Origin of the sequence: Polaromonas sp. (assembly GCF_039932935.1) — a bacterium.
Taxonomy (GTDB): Bacteria; Pseudomonadota; Gammaproteobacteria; order Burkholderiales; family Burkholderiaceae_C; genus Polaromonas.
Window position 1 is genome coordinate 185,329 of sequence record NZ_JBDTPB010000145.1, and the last position, 12,387, is coordinate 197,715.

The following is a 12,387-nucleotide window of genomic DNA, read 5'->3' on the forward strand; positions in this document are numbered from 1 at the left end:
GGGGCCGCGTGGGTGGGTGATCTATGCGGCTTGCTTGATTTCGCCTACGCTGCCGGCGTGAATCCATTCGGCGGCCATGCCGGCGGGCAGGGCGCTGGGCAGCGCCTTCAAGGTGCCGAACAGCAGCGCGGTTTCGAGTTCGCCGCTGGTGGCCAGCACTTCGAACCAGGCGAGGAGGTCGGCGCGGCCCTGAACGTCAAGGACGTCGAAGCGGTCCAGCACCAGCAACTTCAAGCCGGACTTGTGGCTGATGGCCTCGGCGACCATGGCGTCTACCTGCCATTGCTCGGATTCGCTCAGCAGGCCGTAGTCGCGCCCGCCGAAGGTGGTGCGCATGTCCTTCTCGATCACCACCGGCGGCCACTCCGCATCCCGTGCAGACTGCGCCAGGCGGTCATTGATCGGGGCCAGCGCTTCGGCCAGCAGCTCGGAGGGGATGCCGTCCGGCGCCAGGGCGTTGGCGATCGCGTCCCATTGCTCGACGTCGGCGTGGTGGCCTGCGGCATCAGCGGTTTTCTTGTCGGCTGCTGCTGCTGCCGTTTGGGCAGCCTGAGCGGCCTGCAATGCCGCGGCTGCGGCCGTGCGGCGGGTGTTGAGGTCGGCCACCAGTGCCACCGCCTCTTCAAGGGCTGCAGCAGCGGGGGCGACGGCTTGCTCGCCCTCGGTCAGTGACTGGAGTTCTGCGGCGGCACCGGTGGCGGCCTGAAGGTCGCGCTTGGCGTTGGTCAGCGACGTGAGCATGAGGTCACGCGAGCGCTTGTATTCGGGCAACGCGGCCGCAGCCTCTGTATCGCGGACAGCGGTGGGGGCCTCGTACCCGAACAGTGCAACTTCGCTGTTGTCGCCGCGGCGCAGCTCGAGCAGTCCAGAGCAGTGCGGGCAGGTGAGTGGTTTGGTGGGCGCGGCGCCGCTGGCCTTGGCCTCGGTTTCGGCTACTTTGGTTTCCCACGTGGCAAGGTCTGCCTCGTCGACCGTCACCTTGGCTTGGCGGCGCTCAACCAGCCCAGCGAGTTCCTGCAGCGATTCGATGCGCGTTTGCTTCGCCTGGTAGTTCCGGCTGTCGGCCTGCAGGGCGCCCAAGTTCTGATTGGCGTCGGCGAGCTGGGTGTCAACGGAAGCAACCTTCTGCTGGGCCAGCTGCAGTGCTGCGGCGTCCACATCGGGCTTGGCGGCCTTCCACGTCTTGGCCTTGACCGAACCGTAGGCCTCGGTTGTGATGGCCTTCCACGCGCCCTTGGCGGTCGTGGCTTTTTCCTTGGCGTCAGCGCACGCGCCTTCGAAGCCCGTGCGCAACAGCGGGATCGTGCGGCCCACCTTTTCTTTGTCCAGACCTTTTTCCAGCATGCGCTTGGCGACGCTCTCAAGGTCCAGCTTCAGGCCCATGAGGCCAAACAGAAAGGTGCGGCGCAGCTTTTCGTCCAGGCCTGCAAACCGTTGGGCGTCCAACAGGTAGGGCAGGTAGGGGGACGGCTGGTACTCGCCCTCGGTGCTGGTGTTGCCCTTGGGTAGGCCGATGGTGGCGCTTGCGCCTTCCATCACCACCTGAGCGTAGCCGGCCTTGGCCAGGTCATTGACCAGCGCCGGGTAATCCTTCTTAAGGCTGACGCGCACGCTCTCGCCCGTCAGAGCCATGCGCACGGCTTCCTTGAGGCTGGACTTGCCGGAGTGATTGCGCCCAGCAAAAAGAGTGACGGGCTTGCCCAGCAGTACCTGAGCGGAGCGGATGCCCAGGAAATTCTCGACGTGGATTTCGGTGATTTTCATGATTACTCCAGGGGTTGGGATGGGGTGCTGCGGCGACCGCTGGCGGCCGGCATTGCGGGTTTGGCGATCTCGGCGCTGCGGGCCGTGGCCTTGGCGTTGAGCTCGGCCTGCTGCACGGCGTCCACGACGCGCGGAATCAGGGCGCGTGCGGCTTCGACCTCCAGCTCAGTGGTGGCCTTGACGATGACGTCCATCACCACGGCGTAGGTCAGTGGTTCGGCGGCGGCAGGTTTTTCCGCGCTGGCGGCAGGGTCCTGGGCGACCGCTGCAGCGGCAGGTGCCGCCTTGTCGTGGATCGGGTCCTCGGGTTGGGCGCCTTCGCCGTTGCGCTGGGCGACGGCCACCACAACATCTGCAGGGGCCGCGGCGGGTCGCACAATGTTGTCGGTGGAAATCTTGGTGACGTTGCCACCGCTGTCGACGTCGAGGGTCGTGATGTCCTCGGCCTCTTCGCTGGTCATGTTGAAACCGATCAGCAGATCAGGCGCGTGGATGTTTCCGAAGAAGCTGCCGGCGCGGTACTGGAGCATCAGGTGCTTCATTTCCGTCTGCCATTTGCTGCCGGACTTCCCGTACCAGCCTTCCTCAACGGCAAGCAGCATGCTGACGGGTGCGCCCTCGATCACGGGCAGCCCGGCCTCTTTAGCCTGGGCCAGTGTGTAGACGCCGACGGGAAGAGCGAAGCCGTGGGGCAGAGCCCAGGCAACGCACTCCCAGTTGTCCAAGCCTTCGACCACCACGTCTTTGAAGTCGAAGCCGCCCTTGTCCTTGTTCCAGCCCTGCTTTTCCTTGTAGCTCGCGTTGATCTTGCCCTTGTTGATCTTCTCGAAGCGCAGGGGCGTGAACCGCTTGCTGGCGTTGATGGCGGCGATCTTGTACTGGGCGGACCAGGTGAAGCGGCCTTCGATGATGTTGCCGTTCTGCATCACCGACATGAGGCTCACGCCGAGCGCCTGGGCAATGTCGATTGCGACGATGCAGTTGCTCAGAGCTGCCGGGTTGTCTATGTACTCAATTACCCCGCCCTTGCCCTTCTTCTCGACGGTCTGGCGGTAGATGGCCGGCACGCTGCTCGACATCGACAGTGCTTTGCCGATGCGGTTGGCCAGCGCAAAGCCGCCGGCTGAGAAAAGATCAACCCGCTGGTTTGCCTCAGCGGTGGTCAGCTGGTTCTTGCGCAGGCTGTCGATGTTTGCCTGGTTGGGTGGTGTGGGTGCCGCTGCTGCGGCTTCGGGTGTGGCGCTCATGGTGGTCCTTCTGGGGTTAGTCGTGGTACTTGCAGTGATGGGCGTGAGCCGGGCAGTACTTGGCGCTGCACAGCATGGATTTCGGGTTGGGCGGGAAGCTGCCGGACTTACCCATCGCGGCGGCCATTTCGATCAGGCCGGGCATGCCGTCCATGCCCAGCAGAGCGGTCTTCACGTCGGGCATTTCGCCGACTGCAACCGGTGTTTTCTTGGTTGTCTGGAGGCCGATGATCATTGCGGGCGCATCCATCCGCTCCTGCGTGGATTGCTCGGCCATAAGCGTGTAGACGCCTTGCTGCATGTGATGGCCCTTGGTGTTGGCGCGGCGCTCGCCGTTGTCCAATTCCACGGTGGCGGTGGCGCCGCTTTTCAAGTCGACGATGCCCTTGCGGCCGTCTTCCAGGACACGGATCCGGTCGGTCTTGCCCGTCAGGCGTACGATGCCCTGTGCCGTTTCAACGTCGAGCGCTTCGCACTGCAATTCGACGGCTGTGAACTGGTGGTCCGGCGCGATGTCATGGCAGTACTTCGTCGTCAACGTGGTGGCCAGCTGGTCCGCGTCGGACATGGTCAGGTCAGCGTCCCAAACGACTTCATCCTCGGGGTGCGCGATCAGTTCGCGGCTCGCATCGACCGCGTCGAGCACGCTGATGGGGTTGCCTTCGAGTGCTGCCTGGTCGTACGCCGCGGTGCCGCCGTGAATGGCTGTGCCCAGGGCGGCGCGGCCGGCCGACGGGCTGCGCAGGCCGTAGACGTTTTGCCAATAGAACCTGTGGGGGCAATCGAACAGCGTTGGCCAGGCACTGGCGCGCACGACGATGACAGGGTGCTCAGACACGGGCGCGGTCCTTCAAGTAGGTGTCGTGCGTGATCTGCTCAACCTTGGCCTTGCGCTCGGTGGGTACGACGGAGTCGTCGTTGAGCTTCTGGGCCTCGCGCTGGCGGGCAGCAATGAAGAGGACCGCGCCATCTGTTTCGTCAGTGCTCCAGACGACGTGCGACGCGACGTAGCTCTCGCCCTTGGTGTTGGTGTGCCGCGCGTAAATGGCGCGGGTGGTCATTTGGGTTTGCATTGCTTGCTTTCAGGTCAGCGGAAAAAGAGGCCGTAGAGGGTGCCCAGCACAAAGCCGATGGCGGCCATGCGCAGCAGGTAGTCCGAGAGGGACAGGTGAGGCGGTTTGCGCGTCATGGCTTGCGGTCCAGGTTGATTGCCGAAATACGCACGGCGGAGGGGAACATGCGGTGCAGCTGGATCACGGCCGCGCAGCCGTCTTCGAAGGTGCCGGTGACCTTGACGGTGGGCAACTTGGGGCCGAACTGCAGGCGGATCTGGTAGCGGGTCACAGCCGTGGCTCCGGTTGCTCCAGCGAAAACTCATTGCCGAAGTCAGCCCGGAAGCGTTCGGCTTCCGCCTGAAGAGCAGGGGAGAGGACGGTGCGCGGGTGGAAGAAGGCGGCGACCCGCTCGCGCATGTCCTTGGCCAGTGACGACAGCGGCGAATGCGTGAGGGCGGCATAGAAGCTGGTCGCCAATGCCGCATCCATGGCCTCCAAGATCAGCGCGGCGCCGTCGGCCTCCAGATTCAGGCGCCCCAGGATGTCAGTGAGGTGCTGGACGTCCTGCGCGGTGGCGTTGCGGCGCGCCGGGGTGGAGACAGGGTTCATGCGGCCTCCCCAGGAAATAGCTGATCAACGATTTCGGCGACGTCTGACCTGCCGGGCGACATGCGAACGTCGGCGCCAGTGATTGCGCAGTGCCAGTTGTAGAGCGCAGCTGCAGTTGAAATGCAGTGGTGCTGCGCCTTGCCTTTGTCGCCGGATGTGACAGCATGCAGGGCTTTGCCAGCCAGATAGCCGACGAGCCAGAACCAGTCGGCAGGCCTTTTTGCACGATCACTAGCCTCCCCCCAGCGTTCGACTTGGTGCACTGCTTCGAGGTGCACAGCGCGCAGGAAGCTGTCGATTTCAGGCGTGTTGATCAGCGCGTCGAGGCGGTCCAGCTCAGCTTTGGCGGCGGTGAGTTCGTCGTACTCCGCTTGGGTGAGGTGTTTCATGCTGCACCTGCCTTGTCGAGTACGGCCTGTGCCTTGGCAATGGCCTCAAGCGTGGTTTCGTCCTGGTCGACGTTCAAGGCGATCAGCAATTCCAGTGCCGACATCAGTTCGTCGTGGCTATTGCAGGCCTTGACGATGAAGGCGACCTTGGCCTCGCATTCAGGGCTGCGTTCGTCGTCTTCCATGCGGAACACCGCAAAGCCGCCGTGGCCGTCCATGTCCAGCTCAATCCACTGGCCATCGCCAAGGCTTTTGGCGAAATCTGCGGAGGTAACGAGCTCGCCGCGCTTCATGACGGGCGCGATCATTGCCGCCCAAACATGGGGTTGTGCATCTGCAGACGCAGGGCGGTGTCTTCGTGCTGCTTGTAGCCGCGTCCTGCCTTGTCGACGTTGTAGGCGAGGTCTGCCTGGATGGCCTGAGCCTCGGTCGAGTTCAAGCCTGCAGCCTCGCAGGCCGCAGCGCCGACACCGAGTCGGGCCTGAAGGTCGTCGAGCATGTCGGCTGCCTCTTCGGCGCGCTGCGGGTCGCTCAGGCATTCGCATTGGTCTGCCGTTAAGGGCTCGTAGCCCAATGCGACCAGGTCATCGTCGATGGCTTGGTGCCTGCTGGCCAGATGGCACGGGTCATCGGTTAAGGGCCCGAAGGGGCGGCTTGTCGGTGAAAAAGCGCGGACAACTGAGCGAAGCTGCAGCTGGGTGAGGAGAGGGGCCGTGACCGCCCTCATTTCATTTGCCATTTGTCTACTCCCGATAAAAGCCTTGGAGTGGCTCTCTGGGAATTATTAAAGCATGCTTTCAAATGTCATGCAAGCATTCTTTCATTTCCAGTCTGGAAATATTTCCATCGGGCAATAAAAAACCGCCTCAGAGGGCGGTTTGCGGTGAAGCTTTTGGGCTACTGGGGTATTTTTCTGAGGTACCGACACACCCTCAAATCCTGCCGGGTCTTGGCGCGGTGGGCTTCTACCGTAAGCCACTGCATGTTTGCCACTGTGTCAGGTCCGCCTGAGCACAGCGGCTGGACGTGGTCTACCTGGTAGCCGGGGCAGGCGCCACGCCGGAGCTGGGTGGAAGGGCATGGATTCTGCCGTTTGAAGGCCAGAACCTCGGCGGCGGACCGTTCGGACTTGGCTTCTGCGCCCATGGACAGGGCGCAAGCAGCTACCAAAACGATAGCGGTGCGAATCATTTTCCAGAGCGATCCCGCTTCGCGGCCGGACGCGCAACGAAAAACTCAAAAGCAATGGCAAAGCCGAACGTGAGCAGCAGCACCGTGATACCGGTGAGGTTGTAGCGGCCAATTAGCCAAAGGTTAAGCAGCAAGATAGAGGCACCCAAGATACGAAGGTTTCTCGCCCCTTTTCTTACCGCCGCAGTCGCAATTGCAGTGGGAGCTGCAGCGGGGATACAAGCGTCAATTTCATCCGCTGGCTGTTGGGACGGCGTGATGGGCGGGTTCCAGCTAACGAGTAAGAAGGCAAAAATTGCCGCCAGCCAGATGAGAAGGACCCATCCCATGGGAGCCGATCAGTTACAACGCAAGCCGCCAAAACCGTTCGGCTGGCAATTCATGGACGCTCTTGAGTTGTTGACCGCCGCTCGTTGGGCGGACTTAAGCTCCTGGTGATCTTTCCAGAATCCATAGGCTTCGAGTGTCGCCGGCCGACCCATCGCCTTTGCTTCGATGTTGCGCAGACACTCTTCTTTGGCACTCGCTGCGAGCGCCTTTCCTTTGGCATCGGCAACGGAAGCCGCAAACTTACACTGCGGCGAATCCTGTTTCATTGCGTCAGCCACGGCCGCATCTGCGCGCGTCTTCTGGGCTTCTTGGCGCAGGCCTGACGCATCAATGGTGTTGGCGTTCACCTTGACGTCTCCCTGGCTTGCCGTGCTGCTGATGCAGAGCGAGTCGCTATAGGTGACCTTGCCGTCCGGCCCTACGCACTTCTTTACTTGGGCGAGAACCTGACTGCCGGCCGTAGCGATGCAAATGAAAGAAGTGATAGCCAGAGCGTAGTTCAGTAGTTTTGGCATTATTAACAATCCCCTCGGAAATTCTCAGATTGCGGTATCGTTTTGAAACAACTTCGTCTGCACAAGGTAGAGTTTGAAGGGGGCCGGAATCAGGCGGCTTTGCTTTGCTTGAGCCGCTGTATTGCTCCGGCCAGTGCGTTTTCCGCGTCTTCCCGGTCCTTTTGACTCAGCATCATGTAGTCAGGGCGCGAGAAGAGTTCAAAGGGCCAAGCACGATCTGGGCGAGCCTTGCCCTCGCCGGTTGCCAGCCAGAAATGGTCCACATCTAGAAACGCCGCTGCGCGTGCGCTGCTCTCCACCTTAAGAAATTCCGTCTCGCCGCGGATGCACTGTCCGACGGCTTGCTCTGTCACGCCGGCCGCTTTGGCAACCAGCTTTCGGGATGAACCCGCCAGCCGAATGGCTGCATCAAGTCGTTCTCCATAGGTCATGTAAGACAGCTTACAGATTGGGAATGAAAGCATGCTTGCGGAAACAATGAAAGCATGCTTTAATTTATGCATGCCTACCGAAATCACACCAATAGACGACGAGCAGATCATTAACGACCTTGGCGGCCCCAGCGAGGTCGCCCGGCTGTGCGAAACCAGCCCTCAAGCCGTCTCGCAGTGGTACGGCCTTCACCCGAAAACTAAAGAACCGCGCCACATCCCGAACTCCCGGCTGATGTTCCTCAAGCTGGTCCGCCCGAACGTGTTCGCGGGCTACGAGCAGGCCACACCAGCAGAGCAACCGGCCAGCACGGCCGCAGCGGCCGCACCGATCAAGCTGCTTTCCCCCCAGTCCCCACGAAAACTCATAGCGAAGGAGTCGTAAGTGAACAACGTAATCCCTCTGGCGCGTGTGGACCGGGAGACAGTCCGCGACATGGCGAAAGCCGCGGTGGCGAACGGCATCCCCTTGAGCGAGGCCAACCCCTTCGAGAAGGGGAGCGTCAACCACGCTCACTTCGAGCACGACTACCACGCCTACGACCTCGAGCTCGCGACGGTCGACTACTAGACCAGGTTTCCCCCAGCACTTCGCGCGGGCAACCGTGCACCCGATCCTCCCCGGGCATGAGTGCTGGGTTTTCCCCGGGCCTTGATCAGTCAGGGCCCGGGCTTTCTCTTCCGTGACAACCAGCAAGGCGCACACCTCATGCCCACAAATCCAGACCCCCAAGGACTCTCGGACTTCAATGCCCCCGCCATGGAGGCGCGAGCTGATGCCCACACCGACAAAACTGAACTGCGGGGCCTGGTGCCGGCGAGCCTGGCTCAAGCGCTCGACGCGCTGGCCTTCGCCGACGACAAAGAGCGCCACGCCTATGTGACGAAAGTTCTGGAAGCGCATGTCGAGGTTGAGATTCATAAGACGATCATGCGAGCGCGCATGCTGCGCGGCAATCCACGCTACACGGAGTCCACCGGAGTCCACCGGAGTGCGGCCGGAGCAGCAAGGATGAGCGACCCGCTTTGCCCCTTTAACTGGCAGCTGCGCAAAGACGAGCCCACGGCGTTCGCCAAGGACGGGCGTTTCACGCACTCCGCAAACGCCGCACGCATCAACTCCATGAAGCGCGGCATGGCAGTGCCCACGCCGCTGGCGCACTCCATCAATACCGAGAAACAAGACCGGGCCCAGCGTCCAAAGCAGAAGGCGAGGGCGCTGTGAGCGATTACGAGAGTTTCTTGCGCCAGAAAATCAAGCTGGCCGCCTTTACTGGTTTCGATGTGTCCGCCGAAGAGATCAACCCGGCCCTAAAGCCGCACACCCGGGACATCGTGAAATGGATGGCTAAAGGCGGCAACAGGGCATGCTTTGCCAGCTTCGGACTGCACAAGACCGCGACACAACTGGAGCTGGCGCGCCTTGCTGGCGTGCACCGGCCGGGCCTGCGCCTGCAGGTGCTGCCGTTGGGTGTGCGGCAGGAGTTCTTCCGCGAGGCGCGGGAGCGGTTCACGGGTGACTATGCCCTGGACCTGCGCTTCATACGCAGCGACAGCGAGATTGGCGACGAACGCACCATCTACCTCACGAACTACGAGAGCGTGCGCGAGGGGAAGATCACTCCCGGCCTGTTCAGGCTGGCCAACCTGGACGAGGCCAGCGTGCTGCGCAGCTATGGCAGCAAGACCTATCAGGAATTCTTGCCGGCGTTCGCGCCCGTCGAGTTCAAGTTTGCCTCCACCGCCTGCCCGGATCCGAACCGCTACAAGGAGCTGATCCATTACGCCGGATACCTGGGCGTCATGGACACCGGGCAGGCCCTGACCCGCTTCTTCCAGCGTGACAGCGAAAAGGCGGGCAACCTCACGCTGTACCCCCACAAGGAAGCCGAGTTCTGGCTTTGGGTGGCCAGCTGGGCAGTCTTCATCACCAAGCCCAGTGACCTGGGCCACAGCGATGACGGCTACGTGATGCCCGCTATCGATGTGCGCTGGCACGAGATCCCGAGCGACTACGCCAAGGCCGGCGCCGACAAACAGGGCCAGTCGCTGCTGATCCAGAACACCGCCATGAGCCTGCCGGCTGCAGCAGCAGAAAAGCGCAACAGCCTGGCGGCGCGTGTAGCCAAGGTGCAGGAGCTGGTCGACGAGGCACCGGAGGATCATTTCATCGTCTGGCACGACCTCGATGCCGAGCGCGATGCGCTGGCCAAGGTTTTGCCCGATGCTGTGACCGTCACCGGCGGCGGCACCGCGGCCGACCTCGAGAAGCGCGAGCAGCACATTATCGAATTCAGCGACGGCCAGCACCGGATCCTGTCGACCAAGCCAATCATCGCCGGCAGCGGCTGCAATTTTCAGCGGCATTGCCACCGCGAGGTGTTCGCCGGCATCACCGACAAATTCAACGACTTTATCCAAGCTTTGCACCGCGTCCAACGCTTTGGCCAGCAGTATGACGTGCGGGTCGACATCGTGCATACGGAAGCCGAGCGGGAGAGGGTGGCCAACCTGAAAGCGAAGTGGAAGCGCCACGACGAGCAGCAGGCCCGCATGGTGGAGCTGGTGCGCACCTATGGGCTGGACCAGCTCGCCATGCACGAAACACTGGCCAGGACCGTGGGCGTGAAGCGCCATGTGGTCAAAGGCGAATTGTTCACGGTGGCCAACAACGATGCCGTGCTGGAGGCCACGGAGCAGGCCGACAACTCGCTGGACCTGATCGTGACGTCCATCCCGTTCGCCAACCACTACGAATACACGCCCAGCTACAACGACTTCGGCCACACCGAGGGCAACGATCACTTCTGGCAGCAGATGGATTTCCTGACGCCCCAGTTGTTCAGGGCGCTCAAGCCCGGCCGGCAGATCTGTTTCCACGTCAAAGACCGCGTCTTGTTCCAAAGCGTCACCGGTCTAGGCGTGCCCAGCATGGACTACTTCCACGAGGAGGCTTCAGCCCACCTGCGTAAACACGGCTTTGTGAAGATGGCCATGGTGACCGTCACCACCGACGTGGTGCGCGAAAACAATCAAACCTACCGGCTGGGGTACACCGAAATGTGCAAAGACGGCACGAAGATGGGCACCGGTTGCTCTGAATACGTGCTGATCTTCCGCAAGCCCCAGACCGACCTGACACGCGGCTATGCCGACGAGCCGGTGGTGAAGGATCAGGACGAGTACAGCCTCGCGCGCTGGCAGGTCGATGCACACGCCTTCTGGCGTTCCAGCGGCGACCGCTTGCTAGCCGCCGAGGAAATGGCGCGCATGGGCCCCGGCAAGCTGGCCAAGTTCTTCACCGATGACAGCCTCCGGCACGTCTACGACTACGAGCGCCATGTAGCCATCGGTGAGGCGCTGGGTGAGCGCGACGCGCTGCCCAAAGTCTTTTCCTGCCTTGCGCCAGGTAGCCATGACCCCAACGTCTGGCATGACGTGCTGCGCATGGCCACCCTCAACGGGGAGCAGGCCACACGAGCCGTCGAAAAGCACGTCTGCCCGCTGCAGTTCGACATCGTCGACCGCCTGATCCGTCGCTACAGCAACAAGGGCGATCTGGTTTACGACCCGTTCCACGGGCTGGGCACGGTGGGTGTGCGCGCAATCTTGCTGGGCCGTCGCGCTGGCGGGTCTGAACTGAGCGCCGCCTACTTCGCCGACCAGGTGCACTACCTACAAGCAGCCGAGCGCAAGGCCAGCATGCCGACGCTGTTTGCCTTCGAAGACCTGGAGGCCGCGTGAGTCCTGTTTCATCGCAGCCGAGCGCGGCAAACAGTTCCCCAACGCGACCATATGCAGGTTGTGCACTGCTGTGTGAAGGTGTAACCCCGTTCCTGACGTCAGACCTGTCCGACGACGAGGGGAGCGCCGGCGCGTGAACTACTACGAGCACCACATTGGCGATTACGCGCGGGATACCACCACGCTGAGCGCCCTTGAGCACGGCGTCTACCGCTTGCTGCTCGATTTCTACTACACGAAAGAGCACGCGCTGCCTGCTGCCCTGGACAAGGTCTACAAGGCCGCCAAGGCATCGAGCAAAGCTGAGCGCGCCGCCGTCGATGGCGTTTTGGCCGAGTTTTTCACGCTGACGCCCGAAGGTTTTTCTCACAAAACCTGCGACGCCGTCATAGAAAAGTTTCACGCCGCGCAAGCTGAGGCTTCCGTCAAAGATGAGGAAAAGAAGACCAACGACAAAGAACGCCAAGCACGCGCGAGGGCCCGTCGAAAAGAGCTATTTTCACTCTTGCGGGCGCATGGCGTTGTGCCACCTTACGACACTAAAAACGCCGACCTTGAAACGATGTTGTCACGCGTGACACCGCCGGATGCGTCGAAAGTTGTCACACCACCTGTCACGCGTGACAACACGGCTTCCCAGAAGCCAGTAACCAGTAACCAATCCCCATCTTCAATACCTGAAGAACCTGACGGTTCTTTGTCCACTTCGGGGAAATCCCCGAAGGTGGCCGAGCTGCAGAAGGTAATCGACGGAATACCGAGCGGGCTGAAATACACCGCGCCGGACTGCCCGCATCAAAAAATCCGGGACTTGTTCTCACAGATCCTGCCGGAGGCCACCGAGCACACCACGTGGGAGGGCAACCGTGTCGTGATGCTCCGCGCGCGGTGGAAGGCTTTGGCAAACGAACACAAGTGGCCCAACGAAGAGGCCGGGCTCGTGTGGCTGACCCGCTTTTTCAAGTACTTCCGCTTGAGCGACTTTCTCATGGGCAGGGTGCCGCCCCGGGATGGTCACAAGCAATTCGAACTGTCGCTGGCATGGGTGGTTAACGCCACCAACTGGGCAAAGATCCGCGACGGTTTCTATCACAAGCCAAAGGAGAAATAGG

Annotated in this window: 17 protein-coding genes; 5 read left to right on the plus strand and 12 right to left on the minus strand. The window is 61.9% G+C overall.

The genetic code is table 11. The features are described from left to right. Nucleotides 1-21: 21 nt before the first annotated feature. The 12 genes from ABI546_RS22625 to ABI546_RS22680 form a co-directional block, all read right to left on the minus strand. A complete protein-coding gene (locus tag ABI546_RS22625) occupies nt 22-1,764 on the minus strand; it encodes an ATP-binding protein (RefSeq protein WP_348050471.1) in 1,743 nt (580 codons plus the stop codon). Between the two features lie 2 nt (nt 1,765-1,766). Beyond that, a complete protein-coding gene (locus ABI546_RS22630) occupies nt 1,767-3,011 on the minus strand; it encodes a hypothetical protein (protein ID WP_348050473.1) in 1,245 nt (414 codons plus the stop codon). A 16-nt stretch (nt 3,012-3,027) separates the two neighbouring features. Then, nucleotides 3,028-3,849, minus strand: a complete 822-nt coding sequence (locus ABI546_RS22635) for a PD-(D/E)XK nuclease family protein (protein WP_348050475.1) — start codon at nt 3,847-3,849, stop codon at nt 3,028-3,030. Continuing rightward, nucleotides 3,842-4,084, minus strand: a complete 243-nt coding sequence (locus ABI546_RS22640; RefSeq protein ID WP_348050477.1) for a hypothetical protein — start codon at nt 4,082-4,084, stop codon at nt 3,842-3,844. The genes ABI546_RS22635 and ABI546_RS22640 overlap by 8 nt, the downstream gene beginning before the upstream one ends. A gap of 112 nt (nt 4,085-4,196) precedes the next feature. Further along, nucleotides 4,197-4,355, minus strand: a complete 159-nt coding sequence (locus ABI546_RS22645) for a hypothetical protein (protein WP_348050479.1) — start codon at nt 4,353-4,355, stop codon at nt 4,197-4,199. After that, nucleotides 4,352-4,675, minus strand: coding sequence for a hypothetical protein (locus tag ABI546_RS22650; protein ID WP_348050481.1), 324 nt, complete (start codon nt 4,673-4,675; stop codon nt 4,352-4,354). The genes ABI546_RS22645 and ABI546_RS22650 overlap by 4 nt, the downstream gene beginning before the upstream one ends. After that, nucleotides 4,672-5,064, minus strand: coding sequence for a hypothetical protein (locus tag ABI546_RS22655; protein WP_348050483.1), 393 nt, complete (start codon nt 5,062-5,064; stop codon nt 4,672-4,674). Before ABI546_RS22655 ends, ABI546_RS22650 begins: the two co-directional genes overlap by 4 nt. Continuing rightward, nucleotides 5,061-5,372: a hypothetical protein gene (locus ABI546_RS22660; protein WP_348050485.1), complete on the minus strand. Its 312-nt coding sequence runs from the start codon at nt 5,370-5,372 to the stop codon at nt 5,061-5,063. Before ABI546_RS22660 ends, ABI546_RS22655 begins: the two co-directional genes overlap by 4 nt. Continuing rightward, nucleotides 5,369-5,803, minus strand: coding sequence for a hypothetical protein (locus ABI546_RS22665; RefSeq protein WP_348050486.1), 435 nt, complete (start codon nt 5,801-5,803; stop codon nt 5,369-5,371). The genes ABI546_RS22660 and ABI546_RS22665 overlap by 4 nt, the downstream gene beginning before the upstream one ends. A 448-nt stretch (nt 5,804-6,251) precedes the next feature. Beyond that, nucleotides 6,252-6,584: a hypothetical protein gene (locus ABI546_RS22670; RefSeq protein WP_348050487.1), complete on the minus strand. Its 333-nt coding sequence runs from the start codon at nt 6,582-6,584 to the stop codon at nt 6,252-6,254. Nucleotides 6,585-6,593: 9 nt separating this feature from the next. After that, complete coding sequence (locus tag ABI546_RS22675; RefSeq protein ID WP_348050488.1) at nt 6,594-7,100, minus strand: hypothetical protein; 507 nt, start codon at nt 7,098-7,100, stop codon at nt 6,594-6,596. Nucleotides 7,101-7,189: 89 nt separating this feature from the next. Next, nucleotides 7,190-7,564 carry a hypothetical protein gene (locus ABI546_RS22680; RefSeq protein WP_348050490.1) on the minus strand — a complete coding sequence of 125 codons (375 nt, stop codon included), beginning with the start codon at nt 7,562-7,564 and terminating at the stop codon, nt 7,190-7,192. Nucleotides 7,565-7,601: 37 nt separating this feature from the next. Here ABI546_RS22680 and ABI546_RS22685 point away from each other — a divergent pair, with 37 nt between their 5' ends. The 5 genes from ABI546_RS22685 to ABI546_RS22705 all read left to right on the plus strand — a co-directional run bounded on the left by ABI546_RS22685 (nt 7,602) and on the right by ABI546_RS22705 (nt 12,386). Further along, nucleotides 7,602-7,916: a hypothetical protein gene (locus ABI546_RS22685; protein ID WP_348050492.1), complete on the plus strand. Its 315-nt coding sequence runs from the start codon at nt 7,602-7,604 to the stop codon at nt 7,914-7,916. After that, nucleotides 7,917-8,102, plus strand: coding sequence for a hypothetical protein (locus tag ABI546_RS22690; RefSeq protein ID WP_348050494.1), 186 nt, complete (start codon nt 7,917-7,919; stop codon nt 8,100-8,102). A gap of 138 nt (nt 8,103-8,240) precedes the next feature. After that, nucleotides 8,241-8,756 carry a hypothetical protein gene (locus tag ABI546_RS22695; RefSeq protein ID WP_348050496.1) on the plus strand — a complete coding sequence of 172 codons (516 nt, stop codon included), beginning with the start codon at nt 8,241-8,243 and terminating at the stop codon, nt 8,754-8,756. Continuing rightward, nucleotides 8,753-11,275 (plus strand): DNA methyltransferase, encoded by a 2,523-nt coding sequence (locus ABI546_RS22700; RefSeq protein WP_348050498.1) that lies wholly within the window; start codon nt 8,753-8,755, stop codon nt 11,273-11,275. Before ABI546_RS22695 ends, ABI546_RS22700 begins: the two co-directional genes overlap by 4 nt. A gap of 133 nt (nt 11,276-11,408) precedes the next feature. Beyond that, the gene (locus ABI546_RS22705; protein ID WP_348050499.1) at nt 11,409-12,386 is read left to right on the plus strand and encodes a DUF1376 domain-containing protein; all 978 of its coding nucleotides are present in this window, start codon (nt 11,409-11,411) and stop codon (nt 12,384-12,386) included. Nucleotide 12,387: the final 1 nt, after the last annotated feature.